Genomic DNA, 20,287 nt, shown 5'->3' on the forward strand with positions numbered 1-20,287 from the left:
CCGGAGCGGCGGGCACGCTCGTTTTCGCCCGCGGTGTCCTTTCGCCGGCCGGTGTCCGTCCGCTACCGGCGGCGCGCCACGTCGTACGCGGCGCAGCCGACCAGTTCGAGCGACACCTGGAGCCGCTTCAGGCTGATGTTCTGGGCGATCGTGTCCTCGGGGGTGTGGTAGAGCGGTTCGAGCTGGCTCGGCGCCTCACCGCCGCGCCAGCTGAAGTTGCCCGCCGCGATGCCGCGCTCGTAGAACGCCTCGTGGTCGCTGGAGCCGCGGGCGGTGGGGCCCTGGACCTGCCCGGCGTAGCCGAGCCGGCCCGCGGCGGCGTTCACCGCGGCCGTGGTGGTGTTGTCGGCGCCGTCCACGGACAGCAGCCAGTAGGTGTCCGCGGGCGGGTGGCTGGTGGCGACCATGTCGTTCTGGAAGCAGCCGGTGATCTGCGCGACGCCCGCCTCGTCGAGTTCCCGCACGTAGTGGCGGGCACCGATCAGGCCGTACTCCTCCGAGCCCCACAGGCAGATGCGGATCGCCTGCTGGGTGGGCAGCCGCCGCAGGACGCGCGCCAGCTCCAGGCACAGCACGGTCCCGCTGCCGTCGTCGTTGGCGCCGGGCGAGCCCGGGACGCTGTCGTAGTGCGCGCTGACGATGACGGCCTTGCCCTCGGGGTTGGGCAGCGTCGCCTTCCGCTCGGCCAGGACGTTGTACGAGGTCAGCCCCGAGTAGTGCGTGACCTCGAACGACAGCCGCCGGGCGCCCGCGCGGATCCGCTCGCCGTGGTACTCGGCCAGGCCCAGCACCGGGATCGCGACCTGCTCCCCCAGGTTCGGGGTGAACGAGCCGGGCTTGCGCTCCGGGTAGGTCTCCGAGCGGGCGTTGACGATGAGCGCCGCCTTGGCGCCCGCGGCCGCGGCGGCCTTGGCCTGCTCGGTCTCCATGCCGGTCACGCGGTCGAACAGCACCAGCCTGCCCCGCACGTCGCCGGTGATCTCGGTGACCCGGCCGACGTCCACCACCTTGCCGTCCACCGAGCCGACGGCGCCCTGTGGCGCGGCGCTGCACTGCCAGAGCCGCTCACCGCGGGCGCGGATCTCCGCGAGGTACTTGTCGGCGACCGGGAACGGCTGCAGTTCGACCTGGTAGCCGAGTTCGCGCAGCGTCCCGGCGATGTAGCGGGCGGCGCGGTGCTCGGACCGGGTGCCGGCGATACGCCAGCCGATCTCGTCGCTGAGCACCCTGAGGTGCCGCAGCGCGCGGCGGGCGTCGACCCGGGCGACCACGGCCCGGTCGCCGACGGTGAGGGAGGGCGGCAGCGCGGCGCCGGGGCGCTGCCGGGTCGCGGCGGCGGCGGTGCCGGGGAGCAGGCCGACGGTCGCGAACCCGGCGAAGGCCGCGGCTCCGGCCAGCAGGTCGCGGCGTTTGACCTCGGACATGGCGTCTCCTCATGGAGATAGGGGCCGTGCCCGTCCGCTCGGGTCTCAAGCGTGCCGGGCGACGACCTGACAAGGATCTTTGCCCCCGTTTGCACGAACCTACGAAAAGGGCCCTATAGCGGCAAGAAAGGCATACCGTTCCGCAACTCAATCGTGATCAAGACCGGTCGGGATGATCACGCCGGGTTCGACCGCGGGTCGCCGCCGCACGGCCGGGGGCCGCACGGCGTGATCATGTGCGGGCCTTCCCGTTGACCCGGAGACCCGGAAAGGGACCAACGGCGGCCGGCCGCGGGACCAAGGTCGCTATTCGCCCGCGAATATCCAATGGACCCTCATATTGACAGGTTCAGTGGCCGGATGAGCCGCACTGCCGTCCATTACGGAGACTAACCGTATACGCCTCATAAAGGAGGAGAAAATGTCAACGGAACGAAGAGCCGTCCTCGTCGGAGCCGACGGCTCCGCCCCCTCCGACCTCGCCGTCGCCTGGGCCGCGGACGAAGCGGCGCGGACCGGCAGGTCCCTGCGCCTCGTCCACGTCGTGGAGACGGCCATGCTGGACGTCCCCGCCCGCACGACCGACGGCATCGTCGCGGAACTCACCGAGGCGGGCAGCCGGATCCTGCGGGACGCCGAGGCCCTCGCGCTGCGCCGGCAGCCGCGGCTCGTCGTCGAGACCGAGGCCGTCCACGAGCCGGACGTACCGAGCGGGCTGCGGCGGTTCGCCGGCGAGTCCGCGGCGGTGGTCGTCGGCCATCGCGGCCGGGGCGGCTTCACGGGGCTGCTGCTCGGCTCCACCGGCCTGCGCCTGACCGGCACCTACCCCGGCCCGGTGGTCGTGGTCCGCGACCGGGCCGACATCACGGCCGACGAGGTCGTGGCGGGCGTCGACCTGGTCGAGGACCCCGCGCCCGTGCTCGACTACGCGTTCGCCACCGCCGCCGCCCGCGAAGCCCCGCTGCGCGTGGTGCACGCCCGCCAGCCCGCACCGCTCGCCGTCGAGGCGCGGGTGGACCGGCGGAACGCGGAAGAGACCACCCGCGAGCACCTGACTTCCGTCCTGGCGCCCTGGCGGGACCGCTACCCGGACGTCAAGGTCGCCGAAGAGGTGTTCGTCGGCCACCCCGTCGACGCGCTGGCGACCGCGTCCGCGAACGCGGGCCTCGTAGTCGTCGGCTCCCGGGAGCGCAACATCCCGCTGGGATCGGTGAGCCACGGCGTGCTCCACCACGCCCGCGGCCCGGTCGCCGTCGTCCGCTCCTACACATGACGCCCGGTTCGTCTCTGCGATGAAGGGGCGGGGCCTCCGCTCCTTCATCGCGTCAACGGCTTACCGGTTCCGCCCGCGACTCAGATCACCAGTCCGTTGCGGTAGGCGTAGACGACCGCCTGGACACGGTCGCGCAGATCCAGCACAGCGTGCCCGCCGGAATGGACTCGCGAATTCGAATGGCGGGGGTAGTCGCGGGATCCGGAATTCGCGTTACGCGCTGAGGCGGATCGCCTGCACAACGACGCTGTCCACGACGCAGTACACCGTTCCGCCCGCCGCGGTGTAGTGCTGCGTAGAACCCACCACGCGCTGGACGTCCTCGAATTCGAACCGGTGGCGGGTGCGGCCGGTCGCCAGGTCGAAGACTGACATGCCGCCCACGGCGCCGTAGTACACCAGGGAGCCGGAGATCAGCGGTCGTTCGCCGAGGCCCCGGTCGACGTCGCGTTCCCAGCGGGGTTCGCCGGTGGCGGCGTCCAGGGCGGCGACCCGTCCCTCGTTGTCGGTGACCACGGCCAGCCCGCCGCCCACGGCCGGGATCGAGAAGCCGCGCTGCCCGCCGCGCTCGGAGGCGCCCGCCCCCTGCCGCTTCCACCGGACGCGTCCGGTCGCCGGTTCGATGGCGTGCAGGGTGCCGTTCAGGCCGCCGACGAAGGCGAGGCCGCCGGCGACGCCGACCGGCAGCCCTTCGGGGGCGTCGGCCGCCGCGCCGTCCCCCAGGTCGGTGCGCCACCGCTGCCGCCCGGTGGCCGCGTCGAGGCCGAGGACGGAGCCGCTCCCGGTGAGCACCGCCACCACGTCGCCCGCCACCATGGGCGTCGTGGTGGCGGGCGCGCCCGTCCGCCGCTGCCAGCGGGCGTTGCCGGTGGTGACGTCGATCCCGTAGACGAACCCTTCCCGCGTCCCGAAGAAGCACGTGTTCCCCGACAGCACCGCCCGGCTCTGCAGCAGATCGTCCGAGCGGTACCGCCAGCGGGCCCGGCCGGTCGCCGCGTCGTACCCGTACAGGCCGTACTCGCCGGTGCCGGAGCTGCCGGTGAGGCAGACGACGCCGGCGCCGGCGACCGGGGCGGGCGCGAGCCCGAATGTCCGCAGCCGCTCGGTCCACAGGGTCTTGCCCGTCGCCAGGTCGAACCCGGTCAGCAGGTCGCCGGACGAGTCGTAGAGGAAGCCCCTGCCGTCGAGCAGGGCCGCCGACGAGTCGCGGGCGGCCGTGAAGCTCCCGCGCCACCGCTGCTTCCCGGTCCGGGCGTCGATCGCGAACGTCGCGCCGGTGAGCCTGGCGGAGCCGAACGCGTACACGGTGCCGCCGTGCGCGACCAGCCGCGCCCTGACGTACATCTCGTCGGGCAGCGTGAACGTCCAGCGGACGGGGTCGTCGCCGCGGCGCAGGAGGAGGCTGGCGCCGGTGCCGCCCGCCGCCAGCGCGGTGAAGGCGACGCCGGCCGTGCCGATGGCGAGGAGCCGGCGGCGGCTCGGGCCGCCGGGGACGGTCGCCTCCCCCCGCCGGCCGACGTCCTGCGCGACGTGCGGCGGGAGCCACCGCGTGCCCTGCGGGGCGGCGGCGGGGTCGGCGGACAGCTCCGCCAGCAGCCGGTCGGTGCCGGGACGGCGGTCCGGGTCCTTCTCCATGCACGCCGCGATCAGGGCGCGCAGGCCGGGGTCGGGCACGGCGTCCAGGTAGGGCGGCAGGTGCATGACGCGGTACACCATCTCGTGCAGGGCGCCCACCCCGAACGGACCGGTACCGGTGGCGGCGTAGGTCAGGACCGAGCCGAACGAGAAGACGTCGGTCGGCGTGCCGGCCGGGAGGCCGGACGCCTGCTCGGGGGACATGTAGGCGGGGGTGCCGAGGGTCGCACCGGTCCGGGTGAGCGTCGTGGCCTCGCTCGGGCGGGCGATGCCGAAGTCGATGACGCGCGGCCCCTCGGGCGTGAGCATCACGTTGGACGGCTTCAGGTCGCGGTGCACGATCCCGGCGGCGTGGATGGACCGCAGCGCCTCGGCGAGCCCGGCGCCGAGCGCCCGCACCGCGGGCGGGGGCAGCGGCCCGTGCGTCGCGACGGCCTCCTGGAGGGACATGCCGCGCAGGTAGGTCGTCGCCAGCCAGGGCGGCGACGCGTCGGGGTCGGCGTCGACCACCGGGGCGGTGTACACACCGCCGACGGCGCGGGCCGCGGTGATCTCGCGCCGGAACCGTGCCCGGAAGTCGCCGTCCTCCGCCATGGCCGGGTGGATGACCTTGATGGCGACCGTGCGGCCGGCGGGCGACCGGCCGAGGAAGACCTGGCCCATCCCGCCCGCGCCCAGCCGCCCCGCGACGCGGTAGGGCCCGACCTGCCGCGGATCTCCCGGACGTGTCGCGGACATCGCTCTCCGTTCTCAGCCGGTCGCGGTGCCCGAGCCACCGCGTGCGTCGAGGGCGTACAGGTAGCCGTCCTTGCAGCCGGTGTACACGATCCCGCCGGCGACGGCCGGGCTCGACTCGACGCCCTCGCCGGCCTGGAACCGCCACACCTTGCGGCCGGTGGCGGCGTCCAGCGCGTACACGCCGCCGCCGGAGTAGATCCCGCTCGGGACGTACAGCGTGCCGCCCGCCACGACGGGGTTGTCCTGGATCTGGCCTTCGAGCTGGACCTGCCAGCGCATGGTCCCGGTCGCCGGGTCGAGGGCGGACACCTTGCCGCCGTAGTCGGCGGCGTACACCAGCCGGTCCGTGATCACGGGCCGGGACGTGGCGGTCTCGCCGATGTCGAACGTCCAGCGGCGCCTGCCGGTGCGGGCGTCGACCGCGTGGACCCGCTCGCCCTGGAAGTCGGCGAAGCAGACCAGGCCGCCGGCCGCCGCGGTGTCCTGGACGCCCCCGGGCGACCGGTAGCTCCAGCGGGCCCGGCCGGTGGACGCGTCGTAGGCGACGAGCTTCTTCTCGCCCGGGACGTAGACGGTGCCGCCGGCGGCGGCCGGGGTCCGGGCGGCGCCGCTCCCCCGCCAGCGGACCGAACCGCCGGCCGCGTCGAGCGCGTTGACGGCGTCGCCGCCGCAGTAGACGAGGCCGTCCGCGACGATGGGGTCCGCCTGGGTGCCTCCGACCGTCCGCCGCCATCTCAGCCGGCCCGTGCGGGCGTCGACCGCGTGCAGGACGCCGTCCTGGGAGAGGGCGTAGACGAGGCCCGACGCGGCGGCCGGGCCCGTGACGATCCGCCGCGCGGCCCGGTACGTCCACCGCGGCCTGCCGGTCTCGGCGTCGAACGCCAGCAGGTTCCCCTTCTCGCTGCCGACGAAGACCGCCCCTCCGGCCACCACGGGGCTGGAGACGAGGTACTCGTCGCCGGACGGGCGCTTCCACAGGACCTTGCCGTCCCGCATCGGCGGGGGCGCGGCGGACGCGGCGGGCGACGCGGCGGGGGTCCGCGCGGCGGGCTCGGCGTCCGGTCCGCCCAGCACCCGGACCAGCGCCGCGACTCCCCCGGTGCCGAGCGCGACGGCCGCGGCGGCGCCGCCCACGACGAGGAAGCGCCGGCGGCCCGGCGCCGCGACCGCCCCGATCCCGGTGGGCGGCGGCTCCGGGATGTCGGTGCCCGCCTGGGCGATGCGCTCTCCCAGGGGAGCGGGCAGCCAGTCGACGCCGTGCAGGCCGGTGCTCGCCGGCACGTGGGGGGCGAGCCTCCGCAGCAGTTCGTCGGGGCTCGGGCGGCGGCCCGGGTCCGGGTCCAGGCACGCCTCGGCGACGGCCCGCAGCGCCGGGTCGGTGACGCCGTCGAGCCGCGGCCGTTCGTGGACGGCCCGGTAGATGAGGACGTGCGGCGGCCCCTGCCCGTACGGGCCGGCGCCCGTCGCGGCGAAGACCAGGACCGCGCCGAGCGAGAACACGTCGGCGGCGGGCCCGGCCGGCGCACCCCGGGCCTGCTCGGGGGCGATGAAGCCGGGCGACCCGACGGTGGAGCCCGCCCGGGTCACAACGGCGGCGTCCGCGGCGTGCGCGATGCCGAAGTCGATCACCCGTGGGCCGTCCGGCCCCAGGATGACGTTGGACGGCTTGAGGTCGCGGTGCACGACCCCCGCGCGATGGATCGACACGAGCGCCTCGGCGAGCCCCGCGCCCAGCGCGAGGACGGCGGGCACCGGCAGCGGGACGGCCTGGTCCAACGGCACGCCCGGCAGGTAGGCGGTGGCCAGCCACGGCAGGGCGGCCTCGGGGTCGGCGTCCACGACGGGCGCGGTGAAGGCGCCGCTGACGGCCCGCGCCGCCCCGACCTCCCGCCGGAACCGCGCCCGGAAGTCGGGGTCCTCGACCAGGTGCGGATGGACGACCTTGACCGCGACCAGCATCCCCCCGGGCGAGCGCCCCAGGTACACCAGGCCCATGCCCCCGGCGCCGAGCCTGCCCAGGAGCCGGTGGCCGCCGACGCGCCGGGGATCACCGGACCGCAGAGCCTCCATGGCACCGCCTCCCCGTCCCGGACCCCTCTGCCAGGACCAATCGAACACGGAGTTCCGATCTTGCGCGGGATTTTGATCCAACCGCCGGCACTTCCGGCCGCCGCCACGGCGGCGACCTGCGTCCCGGCACCGCGTCCCGGCACCGCGTCCCGGACGCATGGTCCGCGCAGGCGGGGGTAGGCCGGGGGCGAAGCGATCGTGAGGACGGCCATGGGAACCTTCGTCCACCGCAACGGCCCGGAGTCCGACGTACCGCTCGACAAGGCGGTGGCGTGGACGCGAGCCGTGGGCGGGGAGTCCAACCCCTCCCATCCCGACCAGCACAGCACCACCGGGACCACGCCCAACGAGACCTTCGTGGGGCGCATCGCCGGTGACGACATCGGCTACTACGAGGAGACCGGCGCCGAACGCCGCGCCGCCGCGGCCGCCGCCGAACGCCGCGCCGCCGCGGCCGCGGCCGAAGGCCGGTAGGACCGCGCGGCCCGCCTCCCGTTCAGGCGGGACGGCACGGCGTTCAGCCGGTCAGGGCGGCGCCTCGCGCCCGTGGACGGCCCGGCGGAGCGTCCGACCAGGGGAAACCGAATGCGGTCAGGGACGGATCGACATCCGCCGAACCCTGGAGTTCCGAATCAAGTTCTAGTATTCAAGAGAGCACAACTGGCTCCAGTACGTCCATCAGGAGGCATCAGTGCAGACTCGAGCGGCGGTCCTGTGGGAACCGCACACCGACTGGAGCATCGAAGACATCGAGCTCGACGATCCCAAGGCGGGCGAGGTCAAGGTCAAGTTCGCGGCGTCCGGGCTGTGTCACTCCGACGAGCACCTCGTCACCGGGGACATGGTGCTCGACCCCGAGATCGCTGCGCTGCTGCAACTCGAGCAGTTCCCGGTCATCGGCGGGCACGAGGGCGCCGGCGAGGTCGTCGCGGTCGGTCCCGGCGTCACCAGCCTGCAGGAGGGCGACCACGTCGTCCTGTCGTTCATCCCGGCCTGCGGCCGCTGCCCCTCGTGCGCCAGGGGCCGCCAGCACATCTGCGACATGGGCGCCGTCCTGCTGGCCGGACGGCAGATCGGCGACATGACGAGCCGGCACCGCTCCAAGAGCGGCAAGGACCTCGGCATCATGTGCTGCACCGGGACCTTCTCGCCGTACAGCGTGGTCAACGAGGCGTCCGCCGTCAAGATCGACGACTGGATCCCGCTCGACAAGGCCGCGCTGGTCGGCTGCGGCGTGACCACCGGCTGGGGCGCGGCCGTCAACGCCGCCGACGTGCAGGCGGGCGAGACGGTGGTGGTCATCGGCCTCGGCGGCATCGGCATGAACGCGGTGCAGGGCGCGGCCATGGCGGGCGCCCGGCACGTCATCGCCGTCGACCCGGTCGACTGGAAGCGGGAGAAGGCCGGTGTCTTCGGCGCCACGCACACCGCCGCGTCCATCGAGGAGGCCACGGCCCAGGTCGGCGAGCTCACCTGGGGCGCCAACGCCGACAAGGCCATCCTCACCACCGGCGTCGCCACCGGCGACCTCGTCGGCCCGATGATGGGCCTGGTCGCCAAGGGCGGCCGGGGCGTCGTCGTCGCGGTCGCGCCGATCGCCCAGGAAGACGTCAAGCTGAACCTGTTCGACCTGGCGATGCAGCGCAAGGAGCTGGTCGGCTGCATCTTCGGCAACGCCAACCCGCGCCGCGACATCCCGCGCCTGCTGCGCCTCTACGACGAGGGCAAGCTCAAGCTGGACGAGCTGGTCACCAAGACCTACACCCTCGACGAGGTCAACCAGGGCTACCAGGACATGCGCGACGGCAAGAACATCCGCGGCATGATCAAGTACTGACCCGTCCGGGCGCCGGCCGGGTTCCGGCCGGCGCCCGCCGCGGTGCGGGCGAGGGCGGAACGTCAGACCGTCCGGGCATCATCTCCGGCGACACCGACGTTGATCCGGGGGCCTGATGAACGACGACATGCGCGCGGGGCTGGCCGAGATCGAGGCCAAGCTGGAGTTGTTGCGGCGGACGGAGGCCGAGCACGGCTTCGGGGCGACCATCGAGCGGCCCCGGGAGCTGTCGGACGTCCCGGAGCTGCCCGCCGGGGTGACAGACGTGTTCCGGTTGTTCTCCCACCTGGCCGGCGACTATTTCCGCTTCCGGCAGCCCGAGGAGATCCAGAACCCGGAAGCCTGGGCGAAGCGGCGGTGGATCGAGAACTGCCCGCTGGGCGATCCCCTCGTCATCGGCTGGGAGATCAAAGGGATTCCGGCCGCCTCCCTTGAGGACATCGACGGCGGCGCCCCCATCCGGCTGGACCTGAACGACGGAAGCGTCTACTACGTCGACCCGGACGACTACGTCTTCATGTACAAGCACGTCGACGTGGAGGAGATCGACAGCGAGGACTTCGCGGACGACGTCGTCACGTTCTTCAACCACTACGTCCTCGGCGAGCGCTACCCGCGGCTGGTCGAAGGCGTGCTCGGCGCGCACGCCGTCACCGCGACCGACCGGAAGGGGCGGCACAGGGACCGCTGGACGCGCCTCCTCTCGGCGAGCGGGCTCCTCTCCGTGTGAGCACCGGTCCGCGTTAGCAGCGGTCCGTGTGGGCACCGGTCCGTGTGGGCACCGGCCGGGAGATCAGCCGATCCGGGTGTCCCGGTTCGCCCAGTAGGGGTCGCGGAGGCGGCGTTTCAGCGTCTTGCCCGAGGGGTTGCGGGGGATCTCCGCGATGCGGTCGAAGCCCCGCGGCGTCTTGTACGCGGCGAGGTGCTCCCGGCAGAAGTCGCGCAGCTCCTCGTCGGTGACGGCGTCGTCGCGCAGCACGACCGCGGCGTGCACGGCCTCGCCCCACTCCTCGGACGGGACGCCGAACACGGCCGCGTCCGCCACCGCCGGGTGCGCGGTCAGCACCGCCTCGATCTCGGCCGGATAGACGTTCACCCCGCCCGAGATGATCATGTCGGTGCGGCGGTCGCAGATGTAGTAGAAGCCCTCCTCGTCGCGGTAGGCGATGTCGCCGACCGTCAGCCACTCGCCGCGGCTGGCGTCGCGGTACTTGCCCTCGGCCTTGTAGTAGTCGCGGAAGACGGCGGCGCCGCGCACGTACAGGTCGCCGGGCACGTGCGGCTCCTCGACGGGCCGGCCCTCCGCGTCGAACAGCGCGATCTCGACGCCGGGGGCCGCCCGGCCGCAACTGCCGGGCTTGCGGAGCTGGTCCTCGGGCCGCAGCACGGTGTCCACGCCGAGTTCGGTGGAGCCGTACACCTCGAACAGCGACCCCTCGCCGATCCTGTCGACGTAGCGGCGCTTCAGCTCGAACGGCCACGGCGCCGCGTTGGCGATCATGCGCCGCAGCGAGGACAGGTCCCGGCGTTCGATCACCTCGTCCGGCAGGTCCAGCACCCGGCGGATCGGTGTCGGGGCGGAGAACGTGGTGGTCACCCGGTGGCGTTCGACGAGGTCCAGCCAGCGTTCGGGGTCGAAGTCGCGCAGGACGACCACGGTTCCGCCCATGAGCTGGACGATCAGCATGAAGCTCAGCGGGCCGGAGTGGTAGAGCGGGCCGGTCGTGAGGTAGACGTCGCCGGGCTGGAAGCCGATCTCCCCGACGAGCCCGAGCACGATCGCCTGGTCGATCTCGCCTCGCACCACGCCCTTCGGCTTGCCCGTGGTCCCCGACGTGTAGAACATCGAGCTGCCGGCCGCGGGGTCGGCGCCGCGGGGGACGGGCTCGGTCACCGGGCTCTTCGCGGCCAGCGCATCGAGGGAGGACGCCCAGTCCGGCGCGTTCCCACGGAAGGCGAGCCATCTGCGGACGCCCTGGGCCTGCCAGGACGCCGGTTCCAGCTGGGGCGCCTGCTCGGCATCGAACACCACCAGGGCGGCGTCGGCGTTCTCGATGACGTAGGACGCCTCTTCCGGGGTCAGCCGGTAGTTGAGCGGGACGCCGACCGCACCGCACTTGCGGAGGGCCGCGATCAGGGCGACGACCTCGGTGCCGTTGCGGCCGCACCAGACGACCTTGGTGCCCGCCCGGACGTCGTGGTCCACCAGCAGGTTGGCGTACCGGTTCACCAGCGCGTTGAACTCGGCGTAGGTCAGGTGCCGGCCGTCCTCGATGACCGCGGTCCGCGCGGGTTCGGCGGCGGCCAGCAGCGACAGCGGGTCCCCGGGCGGTGCGGTCACGGTGATCGACCTCCTTGGCGGCCGCTCCGGCGGCCGGTTCGGGCGGCCGCCCGGCGGCGGCCGCGGTCCCCGTCACTCGGGTGTCACATGGGGCGCTCCGCTGTCACATGGGGCGCTCCGCCAGGGTGCGCTCCAGCCGTTCCTGGGCGCGGGCCGCCTGCCGGGCGCGGTAGGCGATCGGCATGTAGCGGACGCGCTCGGGCAGCAGCGGCGTGCTCCGCCCGATGAGCTGCCCGGCCACCTTCAGCCGCCGCTCGTCCGACGCGGTCCACGACACCCCGAGCTTCCGGCGCGCCTCCGCCGGGAGGGTGCCGACCGTGATCAGCCGGCCGAGCCGCCCGCCGGCCGTGCTGAGCGGGGCGACCGCCGGCCGCAGCGGTCCCGGCACGTTGGGCGGCACCCGGCCCATCTGGTCGAGGACCTCGTGCGCCACCTTGTGGGGGACGAGGGTGTTCGCGACCATGTCGTCGAAGTAGTCCCAGTAGTCGGGGATGGTCTTGGGCAGCATCCGCTCGGGCACCCGCAGGATCCGGCCGAGGTTCAGGAACTCGTCGAAGACCCGCTGTTCCTCCTCGGGCGTCAGCGGCGCGGGCGCGAAGTACTTCGACGCGGTGACGGCGGCGTAGAAGCCGGTGAGGTGGACCCACGCCCACGGCTCGGCCGACAGCGCGTGGTGGCGGTTCCCGTCCTCGTCGACCGCGCTGAGCGGCTTGTGCATCTCGCGCAGCCGCCTGCCCTCCTCGATCGCGGTCCGCCCGCCGTACACCCAGGTCTGCACGGACGCGAAGCTGCGGGCGGCCCGGCCGAGCGGGTCGGTGCGGAAGCTGGACAGCCGGTCGACGACCGTGCCGATCGCGGGGTGCATGACCTGCAGGATGAACACGCCGTTCCCCGCGATCGCCGACGTGTACAGCCCCATCGTGTCCCACAGCAGCGAACCCGGCCCGAACGGGACGGGCTCCGGGGGGCTCTCCCGCTCCTGCCCGGCTGCGGGGCTCTCGGGCATTCCATCGGTCACCGTCATGTGCGCGACCTCCTGACGACACGGCTCTCCCTGTAAGGTAAACGCGAATAAGGAGTCGCTTACAAGTCGCGTTCGGAGGTGATCCGCCGATGAGCCGCTCACCTGGGCTTTCACCCCGGAGAATCCCGCGCCAGGACCGCTCCCGGCAGACCGTGGAGCGCATCCTGGAGGCCGCCACTCGCGTTCTGTCCGAGCGCGGCTACGACGGCGCGTCGACCAACCGGATCGCCAAGGCCGCCGGTATCAGCAACGGGTCGCTGTACCAGTACTTCCCCAACAAGGACGCGATCGTCATCGCGGTGCTGGACCGCTTCGCCGACCGGCTCGCCGACCGCCTCGGCGCCGAGATCGAGGCCACCATGCGGCTGCCGTGGCAGGAGGCGGGGCGCGCGCTGCTCGACGTTCAGATCCGGCTGTTCGAGGAGAACGCCGACCTGCTGCGCATCATCGTGGAGCAGATCCCGCGGCTCGGGCCGTTCGACAAGCTCGCCGCGCTCCAGCGCCGGCTGACCGATCTCGTCCGGGTCTACCTGCTGGTCAACCGGGCCGAGTTCCGGGACGACCTCGACGTCGAGGCGACGGTGTGGATCCTCGCCGAGACCGCCGGGCTGCTGTCGATCAAGTACGTGCTGGACCGGCCGGCCATCCCGCACGACCGGATGGTGGACGAGCTCGCCGAACTCGTCATCGGCTACATCCGCGGCTGAGCCGGGGGCCGGCCGCGCAAGCGGACTGTGGTGACGATCACATCACCTGTTAGCAAGATCTACCGTGCCCACCCCTTATCCCCGGCCGTGCGCAGGGCTAACGTTCGCCCTGTCCGTCCTGTCCGCCCCAGTTCATCACCCAATGTGGTGATATGACCGACCATCGGTGACCACGGTGCGTCTCTCCGGAGCCGCGAACGGTCACCGGGAAGCTCGTCCAACAGGAGGCAGACCGATTCAGCGCCAAGAGTTCGGGGACAATCCGACCGAGGTTCGCGACACCGACCATTACACGGAGGAGTACGTCCAAGGCTTCGTCGAGAAGTGGGACGAACTCATCGACTGGAAGAGGCGCTACGAGAGCGAAGGCAGCTTCTTCATCGACCAGCTCAGGGAACGCGGCGTCCGGAAGGTGCTCGACGTCGCCACCGGGACGGGCTTCCACTCCGTCCGGCTGCTGCAGGAGGGCTTCGAGACCGTCAGCGTCGACGGCAGCCCCCAGATGCTGCGCAAGGCGTTCGAGAACGGCTTCACGTTCGGCGGCCACATCCTGCGCGTGGTCCACGCCGACTGGCGTTTCCTGAACCGCGACGTCCACGGCGAGTTCGACGCCATCATCTGCCTGGGCAACTCGTTCACCCATCTGTTCTCGGAACGCGACCGGCGTAAGGCCCTGGCGGAGTTCTACGCCATGCTCAAGCACGACGGCGTGCTCATCATCGACCAGCGCAACTACGACTCGATCCTGGACAACGGCTTCTCCAGCAAGCACTCCTACTACTACTGCGGCGAGGAGGTCACGGCCGAGCCCGAGTACGTCGACGAAGGACTCGCGCGGTTCCGGTACCGGTTCCCCGACGACAGCGAGTACTGCCTCAACATGTATCCGCTGCGCAAGAACTACATGCGGCGGCTCATGCGCGAGGTCGGGTTCCAGCGGATCGACACGTATGGGGACTTCCAGTCGACCTACGATGACGACGACCCGGACTTCTTCATCCACGTGGCGGAGAAAAAGTACCTGGAAGACGATGTGAACACCGGCTACTCCACCGCGGTCAACACCGCCCGCGACTACTACAACTCCAGCGACGCCGACGCCTTCTACCACTCCGTCTGGGGCGGGCAGCACATCCACGTCGGCATCTACGAGGACGGCGACACGATCGACGCGGCCAGCGCCCGGACGGTCGAGCGGATGGCCTCCGGCCTGGACCTGACGCCGTACTCGCACGTCATCGACCTCGGCGCGGGATACGGCGGCTCCGCAAGGTATCTCGCCCGCACCTACGGCTGCCGCGTCACCTGCCTCAACCTCAGCGAGGTGGAGAACGAGCGCAACCGGGCGATGAACGAGGAGCAGGGCCTCGCCGACCTCATCGACGTGGTCGACGGGTCCTTCGAGTCCCTCCCGTTCAACGACAACTCGTTCCACGTCGTGTGGTCACAGGACGCGCTGCTGCACGGCGGCGACCGCATCCGGGCACTGGAGGAGATCGCCCGGGTCCTCAAGCCGGGCGGTCAGCTCGTCTTCACCGACCCCATGGCGGCCGACGACTGCACCCGCGATGTCCTGCGGCCCATCCTCGACCGCCTGCACCTCGACACCATGGGGTCTCCCGGCTTCTACCTCCGCGAGATCGCCCGGCTCGGCCTGACGCCGGCCTTCGAGGACCTCACCCCGCACCTCACCACGCACTACGGGCGGGTCCTCCAGGAGACCGAGGCACGGGAGGCGGAGTTCTCCGGGCAGATCAGCGCCGAGTACCTGGAGCGCATGAAGGCGGGCCTGGGCAACTGGGTCCGCGGCGGCGAGTCCGGCAACCTCAAGTGGGGCATCTTCCGCTGTAGGGCCTGACGCGGCGACGGGACCGGGCGCGACACCGGCGGGCCGGGAGAGGGCGGTCCTCTCCCGGCCCCGCCGGCGTCCCGGGGTCAGTCCCAGCGGAACACCTTCGCCGCGACCGCGCCGGCCAGCACCGCCGTCGCGGCGAGCGCGCCGAGATGCGCCAGGTCCGGTGACACGCCCGTCCAGGCGTCGCTCAACGCCTCCACGCCCGCCCCGTACGGCAGGTACTCGCCGAACGTCGCCACCGGGTCCGGCAGGTTGTCGCGCGGCCCGAAACCGCCGCCGACGGCCATCGTCAGGAAGAACCCCACGAGACCGATGGCGACGGCCGCGTTCGCGGACGGCGCGATCGCCGCGACCAGCATCCCGAGCGCGTACATCGCGGCCGTCACCAGGCAGAACACGCCGACCGCGGGGAACGCGCCGCGCGGCATCGACACGTCGAACGCCAGCCGCGCCACCAGGAGGGCGCCCACCACGCCGGCCAGGACCTGGGCGAGGCTCGCCAGCACCTGGGCGGCCAGGACCATCAGCGGGTGGGCCGGCGTCACCGCCAGCCGCCGCAGCACGCCCGTCCTGCGGTACGTGGCGAGGACGGCCGGCATGTTCACCAGGCCGATGAGCGCCACCACCATCACCATCGCCATCGGGACGACGAAGGCGTCCAGGGCGGGCAGCCCGCGGAAGCGCTCCGTCCCCGCGCCGTCGGAGCCGAGCCCGTACATCACCATGATCAGCATCGGCAGGCCGAGCGGGATGACCAGCCCGGCGGTGTCCCGGGCGACCAGCTTGGCCTCGGTCCAGGTCAGCATCGCCCACGCCCGCGCGGGCGGCCGGTGGGTCGTCCGGTGGGGCGGTCGATGGTCCGTCATGCGGTCTCCTCCTCCGGCGCCCGCCCGGTCAGCGCGAGAAACGCGTCTTCGAGGGTGGCGGTCTCCAGGCGGGTCTCGGTGGCGGGGACGCCGTGCCGCGCCAGCGCCGAACTCACCGTCCGCAGCAGGTCGCCCGTCCCGGTGACCACCGTCTCGCCGCGTTCGGTGCGCACCTCGCCGACCCCGTCGAGCCCGTCCAGCAGCGCGGCGTCGAACGGGCCCGCCGCCCGGAACCGGACGCGCTGCGGCGCGCCCGCCCGCGCGATCAGGCCGCCCGGGGTGTCCAGCGCGGCGAGCCGCCCCCGGTCGATGACCGCGACGCGGTCGCACAGGCGCTCCGCCTCGGGCATGAAGTGCGTGACGAGCAGCACCGTCACGCCGGTGTCGCGGATCTGCTCGATCAGCTCCCAGGTGTCCCGGCGCGCCCGCGGGTCGAGGCCGGTGGTCAGCTCGTCCAGCACCGCGATCCGGGGCCTGCCGACCAGCGCGAGCGCGATCGACAGCCGCTGCGCCTGGCCTCCGGAGAGGTCCTCGAACGCCGTGTCGCGCTTGCCGGCCAGCCCCAGCTCGTCCAGCAGGCGCCAGGGGTCGGCGCCGTCGGCGTAGAACGACCGGTACAGCGTGACGGCCTCGCCGACCCGCAGCTTCTCGGGGAGCCCGCCGCCCTGCAGCTGCGCCCCCATCACCTGCCTGAGCCGCGCACGGTCCCGCAGCGGGTCCAGGCCCAGCACGCTGATCCGGCCCCGGTCGGGCCGCCGCACCCCCTCGACGCACTCGACCAGGGTCGTCTTGCCGGCGCCGTTGGGACCGACGATCCCGAAGATCTCCCCATGCTCGACCGTGAAGGACACGTCGTCCACGGCGACCGTCTCGCCGTACCGCTTGCACAGCCCCTCGACCTCGACAACAGCCATCGTCACGCCCCTTCCGGCCGCAAACGCTAGGCGGCCGCCGCGCCCGCACGCGCGTGCCGGAGGTCATGGACCGCACCCATGACTTCCGGCACGGTCCGCCCCGGCGCGAGGCCCGTAACCTTCGAGCATGGCCAAGTCCCATCTCGCGGTCTGGGGCGCGGTGAGCGTCCTGGCGGTGTGCCTGCTGGTCGGGGCGCCGGTGGCGTTCTCCGCGGGAGACGTCACGATCGGACCGGCCTGGCTGTGGTGGGGCTGCTACCTCGGGTTCCTCGCGCTGTTCACGTCGGCGCTCCTGGACGACGCGCCGCGCCGCACCGGCCGGTGGGCGCTCCTGCTCGCCCTCGCCGCGGCGGGCGCCGCGACGGTCCTGCTGGGCGCGCAGGCCGCCTGGCTCGCGATCCTGCTGGTGTTCGTCACCGCGGTCACGGCCCACCGGACGACGCTGCGCAACACGATCGCGCTGCTCGGGTTCAACAGCGCCGTGGCCGGCGCGGCGCCGCTGCTGCGCGACGGCGGCGTCATGGACGTGTCGCTCACCGCGGCCCTCTACACGATGCTCCAGGTCTGCACGGTGTGGGCGGTGCGCAGCGAGCAGCGCGAGGCCACGGCCCGGCGACGTCTCGCCGTGGCCAACACCGAGCTCCGCGCCGCCACCGCGCTGCTGGCGGAGTCGAGCCGGTCCGCCGAGCGGCTGCGCATCTCCCGCGAACTGCACGACCTCCTCGGCCACCAGCTCACGGCGCTCGTCCTCGAACTGGAGGTGGCCGCGCACCACAGCGCGCCGCCCGCCGCCGAGCACGTGGCACGCGCCCGCGGGCTGGCCAGGGACCTCCTCGGCGACGTGCGCACCGCCGTGGGGGAACTGCGCGCCCGCACCCCGCCCCTGCACCGCGCGCTCGCGGAGATCGTCGCGGACCTGCCGCACCCGCGCGTCCACCTGAGCGTCGCCGGCGGGGTCGAGCCCGGCGAGGCTTACACCGCGGTGCTGATCCGCTGCGTCCAGGAGGTCGTCACCAACGCCGTCCGCCACTCCGAGGCCGAGAACCTGTGGATCGACATCGGACCGAACGGGAGCGGCGAGATCGTCCTCACCGCACGCGATGACGGCCGCGGCGCGTCCGTGCTGCGCCTCGGCAACGGCCTGACCGGCGTCCGCGAGCGCATCGCCCAGCTCGACGGCGAGGTGTCGTTCGACACCCGGTCGGGCTTCACGGTCAGCGCCAGGGTGCCGGCGCCGTGATCCGCGTATGCGTCACCGACGACCAGACGCTGGTGCGCCAGGGGATCCGGCACCTGCTGGAGCTGTCCGCCGAGGTGACCGTCACCGCCGAGGCCGCGGACGGCGACGAGGCACTGGCCGTCCTGGAGTCCGACCCCCCGGACGTCCTCCTCCTGGACCTCCGCATGCCCGGCCGGGACGGCATCGCCACGCTCACCGCGATGCGGGAGCGCGGTCTCGGCGTCCCGACCCTCGTCCTGACCACGTTCGACGATGACGAGCTGGTGCTACGGGCCCTGCGCGCCGGAGCGTCCGGTTACCTCCTCAAGGACGTCACCCTCGACCAGGTCGTCACCGCGATACGCACGCTCGCGGAAGGCGGCACGCTGGTCCAGCCGGGCCTGACCGAACGGCTGCTCCAGGCCATGCGGCGCATGCCGGACCCGGACGACCCCCGCGACCTCCCGCCCCAGCCGCTCACCGACCGGGAACGGGACGTGCTGCGCCTGCTGGCCGCCGGGTACGCCAACCGCGAGATAGCCGACGCCCTCCACCTGGCGGAGGGCACGGTGAAGAACCACGTCTCCAGCGTCCTGGCGAAGCTGGGCGTGCGAGACCGGACCAGGGCCGTGCTGAAGGCCCTGCACCACGGCCTGCTGGATACTCCGCCGGGCCGCTGAGCCGGACCTCTAGAGCTTCAGAAGCTTGCTGTAAGGCGCGGGAATCCGGACCTTCCCCGTCCCGAAGTCGACCAGGACGGCTTGGCCCTCCTCGACCTCGAGCACGCGTCCGAGCCCGTACTTGTCGTGCGTGACCCGGTCCTGAGGCGCGAACTCCTTGGCCGGTGGCGCGGCGGGCGGGGGTTTGAAGGGACTGGTGGGCAGATGTCGCCGCCTGGCGGCTCCTGTGGGTTTCATCAACGCCCAGTATGCGCCTGTCGGGGCCCCGCAGACAGCCCGACCCCTCGATTCGGTCCGGATGCGTTGTCCGAAGGGTCGGGGTTTCGGCCCGGCCGCTCTGGCACGATTGTCGCCTTGACGTCCTCCCCCGCCGGAAGGCGGGGGATTCCAACCCGACCCTACGCAGGCAGGAGAGCAGGTTGAGGTTCGCGGTTCACCGGCCCGCCCAGCGGCGTGCCTCCCCGCGCAGCCACCGTGCGTCCCACGGCGGTGTCTTTGATGTTGCGTGCGGCGTTGACGTCGGCGTTGGCCCGGTGCCCGCAAGCCGTGCACCGGAACACCGCTTGGCTCTCGCGGTTGTCCGGGGCGCGGTGCCCGCAGGGGTTGCAGGTCTGCGACGTGTACGCGGGGCCGACCTTGACGACCCGGCCAGAAGTCTTGTGTTCCAAGCGGGTCACCAGCCGGCCCCAGCCATTGGCGAGGATGCCCCGGTTGAGTGCGGCCTTGGCCGCGACGTTCACGCCCGGGGATTCCACGGTGCCGCGCGCCGAGCGGGTCATGGCCGCCACGTCGAGGTCCTCGACGGCGATGACGTCGAAACGGCGCGCCAGACCGGTCGAGGTCTTCTCCACCCAATCTGTGCGGCGGTCGGCCTCGCGGGCGCGGAGCCGGGCGATAGCGGCCTTGACCCGTGCGCGGCGGTTCGACCCCGGTTTCGCGCGGGCCAGCCGCCGCAGCAGCCGGTTCAACCGCTCCGCCTCACCCGCCCTCAGGCCCGGCACGTTCAGGGTTTCACCGGTCGACAGCGCGGCCGACACCGCCACCCCGCGGTCGACCCCGACCGCCGCACCGTTGCCGGGCGCCGGGACCGGGTCGGGTACGTGCGCGAACGCCACATGCCACCGGCCGACGCGATCCCTGGTCACCCGGAACGATTTGACCCCGCCGGGCACGGGGCGGGACAGGCGGAACCGCACCCACCCCACCTTCGGGATCCGCACCTGGCCGGTGCGGCGGTTCAGCCGCCGCACCTCCCACGCCGGGCCGCGGGCCCCCACGATCCGGAACCCCTCATGCAGCCCGGCCTTACGCCAGGTAGGGCGGCGGTGCGTCCCGCCGAAGAAATTCGCCATCGCCTGCGCGAAATCCCGCAGGGCCTGCTGCTGCACCGTTACCGAACCGGCCGCCAGCCACCGGTTCGCGGCGCGGGCCTCGGTCAACTGGCGGGCCTGAGCCACATACCCCGGCGCGGGGCCGCGGCGCGGCGTCCACCACCCGTGCTGCTCCACCGCCAGGTTCCACACGAACCGGGCATGCGAGCAATGCTCCAACAACCCCGCCTCCTGTGCAGGGGTCGGACACAACCGGTACCGGGACACGCCCGCACCATACCGACCGCCACCGACAAAACCCGGAGAGTCACCGTTCCGCACCGAGCCGCGTTTCCTCCCTGCCCTGAAGGACGGGATCTCCACGCTGTAGGTA

The 20,287-nt window shown here is 72.8% G+C and carries 17 protein-coding genes; 8 read left to right on the forward strand and 9 right to left on the reverse strand.

Annotated features, from left to right (window positions below; genetic code table 11):
- Positions 1-62 precede the first annotated feature (62 nt).
- Positions 63-1,424, reverse strand: coding sequence for a M28 family peptidase (locus tag E1289_RS05345; protein ID WP_131975885.1), 1,362 nt, complete (start codon positions 1,422-1,424; stop codon positions 63-65).
- Between the two features lie 421 nt (positions 1,425-1,845).
- Here E1289_RS05345 and E1289_RS05350 point away from each other — a divergent pair, with 421 nt between their 5' ends.
- A complete protein-coding gene (locus E1289_RS05350) occupies positions 1,846-2,697 on the forward strand; it encodes a universal stress protein (RefSeq protein WP_131975887.1) in 852 nt (283 codons plus the stop codon).
- A 213-nt stretch (positions 2,698-2,910) separates the two neighbouring features.
- Here E1289_RS05350 and E1289_RS40040 read toward each other — a convergent pair whose 3' ends face one another.
- Together E1289_RS40040 and E1289_RS05360 are read right to left on the reverse strand one after the other, a co-directional pair.
- Entirely contained in the window at positions 2,911-5,070 is a 2,160-nt protein-coding gene (locus E1289_RS40040) for a PQQ-binding-like beta-propeller repeat protein (RefSeq protein ID WP_131975889.1), read from the reverse strand.
- 12 nt (positions 5,071-5,082) lie between these two features.
- The gene (locus E1289_RS05360; protein ID WP_165970351.1) at positions 5,083-7,140 is read right to left on the reverse strand and encodes a serine/threonine-protein kinase; all 2,058 of its coding nucleotides are present in this window, start codon (positions 7,138-7,140) and stop codon (positions 5,083-5,085) included.
- A 210-nt stretch (positions 7,141-7,350) separates the two neighbouring features.
- On the opposite strand from E1289_RS05360, the gene E1289_RS05365 reads away from it, so the two are divergent.
- The 3 genes from E1289_RS05365 to E1289_RS05375 all read left to right on the forward strand — a co-directional run bounded on the left by E1289_RS05365 (position 7,351) and on the right by E1289_RS05375 (position 9,707).
- Positions 7,351-7,614, forward strand: coding sequence for a hypothetical protein (locus tag E1289_RS05365; protein ID WP_131975893.1), 264 nt, complete (start codon positions 7,351-7,353; stop codon positions 7,612-7,614).
- 217 nt (positions 7,615-7,831) lie between these two features.
- The gene (locus tag E1289_RS05370; RefSeq protein WP_131975895.1) at positions 7,832-8,977 is read left to right on the forward strand and encodes an NDMA-dependent alcohol dehydrogenase; all 1,146 of its coding nucleotides are present in this window, start codon (positions 7,832-7,834) and stop codon (positions 8,975-8,977) included.
- A gap of 115 nt (positions 8,978-9,092) precedes the next feature.
- Positions 9,093-9,707 carry a hypothetical protein gene (locus E1289_RS05375; protein WP_131975897.1) on the forward strand — a complete coding sequence of 205 codons (615 nt, stop codon included), beginning with the start codon at positions 9,093-9,095 and terminating at the stop codon, positions 9,705-9,707.
- A gap of 63 nt (positions 9,708-9,770) precedes the next feature.
- Here E1289_RS05375 and E1289_RS05380 read toward each other — a convergent pair whose 3' ends face one another.
- Positions 9,771-11,318, reverse strand: a complete 1,548-nt coding sequence (locus E1289_RS05380; RefSeq protein WP_131975899.1) for an AMP-binding protein — start codon at positions 11,316-11,318, stop codon at positions 9,771-9,773.
- A 103-nt stretch (positions 11,319-11,421) separates the two neighbouring features.
- Entirely contained in the window at positions 11,422-12,342 is a 921-nt protein-coding gene (locus E1289_RS05385) for an oxygenase MpaB family protein (RefSeq protein ID WP_243712623.1), read from the reverse strand.
- An 89-nt stretch (positions 12,343-12,431) separates the two neighbouring features.
- Here E1289_RS05385 and E1289_RS05390 point away from each other — a divergent pair, with 89 nt between their 5' ends.
- Entirely contained in the window at positions 12,432-13,049 is a 618-nt protein-coding gene (locus E1289_RS05390) for a TetR/AcrR family transcriptional regulator (protein ID WP_131975901.1), read from the forward strand.
- Positions 13,050-13,215: 166 nt separating this feature from the next.
- A complete protein-coding gene (locus E1289_RS05395; RefSeq protein ID WP_243712624.1) occupies positions 13,216-14,907 on the forward strand; it encodes a class I SAM-dependent methyltransferase in 1,692 nt (563 codons plus the stop codon).
- A gap of 77 nt (positions 14,908-14,984) precedes the next feature.
- On the opposite strand, the gene E1289_RS05400 is transcribed toward E1289_RS05395, so the two are convergent.
- Both E1289_RS05400 and E1289_RS05405 read right to left on the reverse strand, forming a co-directional pair.
- Positions 14,985-15,770 carry an ABC transporter permease gene (locus tag E1289_RS05400; protein ID WP_131975903.1) on the reverse strand — a complete coding sequence of 262 codons (786 nt, stop codon included), beginning with the start codon at positions 15,768-15,770 and terminating at the stop codon, positions 14,985-14,987.
- The gene (locus E1289_RS05405; protein ID WP_131975905.1) at positions 15,767-16,684 is read right to left on the reverse strand and encodes an ABC transporter ATP-binding protein; all 918 of its coding nucleotides are present in this window, start codon (positions 16,682-16,684) and stop codon (positions 15,767-15,769) included. Before E1289_RS05405 ends, E1289_RS05400 begins: the two co-directional genes overlap by 4 nt.
- Before the next feature lie 127 nt (positions 16,685-16,811).
- On the opposite strand from E1289_RS05405, the gene E1289_RS05410 reads away from it, so the two are divergent.
- Together E1289_RS05410 and E1289_RS05415 are read left to right on the forward strand one after the other, a co-directional pair.
- Positions 16,812-17,924 carry a histidine kinase gene (locus tag E1289_RS05410; protein ID WP_131975907.1) on the forward strand — a complete coding sequence of 371 codons (1,113 nt, stop codon included), beginning with the start codon at positions 16,812-16,814 and terminating at the stop codon, positions 17,922-17,924.
- Positions 17,921-18,583, forward strand: a complete 663-nt coding sequence (locus E1289_RS05415) for a response regulator transcription factor (RefSeq protein ID WP_131975909.1) — start codon at positions 17,921-17,923, stop codon at positions 18,581-18,583. Before E1289_RS05410 ends, E1289_RS05415 begins: the two co-directional genes overlap by 4 nt.
- Positions 18,584-18,592: 9 nt before the next feature.
- On the opposite strand, the gene E1289_RS05420 is transcribed toward E1289_RS05415, so the two are convergent.
- Positions 18,593-18,820, reverse strand: a complete 228-nt coding sequence (locus tag E1289_RS05420) for a hypothetical protein (RefSeq protein WP_207928801.1) — start codon at positions 18,818-18,820, stop codon at positions 18,593-18,595.
- Between the two features lie 161 nt (positions 18,821-18,981).
- Positions 18,982-20,277 (reverse strand): transposase, encoded by a 1,296-nt coding sequence (locus E1289_RS05425; RefSeq protein WP_347813565.1) that lies wholly within the window; start codon positions 20,275-20,277, stop codon positions 18,982-18,984.
- Positions 20,278-20,287 lie beyond the last annotated feature (10 nt).

Source organism: Actinomadura sp. 6K520 (assembly GCF_004349245.1).
GTDB lineage: Bacteria > Actinomycetota > Actinomycetes > Streptosporangiales > Streptosporangiaceae > Spirillospora.

Coding starts and splice junctions, on each gene's coding strand:
- E1289_RS05385 (WP_243712623.1), bottom strand. CDS start 12,342: ATGACGGTGACCGATGGAATGCCCGAGAGCCCCGCAGCCGGGCAGGAG.
- E1289_RS05405 (WP_131975905.1), bottom strand. CDS start 16,684: ATGGCTGTTGTCGAGGTCGAGGGGCTGTGCAAGCGGTACGGCGAGACG.
- E1289_RS40040 (WP_131975889.1), bottom strand. CDS start 5,070: ATGTCCGCGACACGTCCGGGAGATCCGCGGCAGGTCGGGCCCTACCGC.
- E1289_RS05350 (WP_131975887.1), top strand. CDS start 1,846: ATGTCAACGGAACGAAGAGCCGTCCTCGTCGGAGCCGACGGCTCCGCC.
- E1289_RS05400 (WP_131975903.1), bottom strand. CDS start 15,770: ATGACGGACCATCGACCGCCCCACCGGACGACCCACCGGCCGCCCGCG.
- E1289_RS05410 (WP_131975907.1), top strand. CDS start 16,812: ATGGCCAAGTCCCATCTCGCGGTCTGGGGCGCGGTGAGCGTCCTGGCG.
- E1289_RS05375 (WP_131975897.1), top strand. CDS start 9,093: ATGAACGACGACATGCGCGCGGGGCTGGCCGAGATCGAGGCCAAGCTG.
- E1289_RS05365 (WP_131975893.1), top strand. CDS start 7,351: ATGGGAACCTTCGTCCACCGCAACGGCCCGGAGTCCGACGTACCGCTC.
- E1289_RS05345 (WP_131975885.1), bottom strand. CDS start 1,424: ATGTCCGAGGTCAAACGCCGCGACCTGCTGGCCGGAGCCGCGGCCTTC.
- E1289_RS05360 (WP_165970351.1), bottom strand. CDS start 7,140: ATGGAGGCTCTGCGGTCCGGTGATCCCCGGCGCGTCGGCGGCCACCGG.
- E1289_RS05390 (WP_131975901.1), top strand. CDS start 12,432: ATGAGCCGCTCACCTGGGCTTTCACCCCGGAGAATCCCGCGCCAGGAC.
- E1289_RS05420 (WP_207928801.1), bottom strand. CDS start 18,820: ATGAAACCCACAGGAGCCGCCAGGCGGCGACATCTGCCCACCAGTCCC.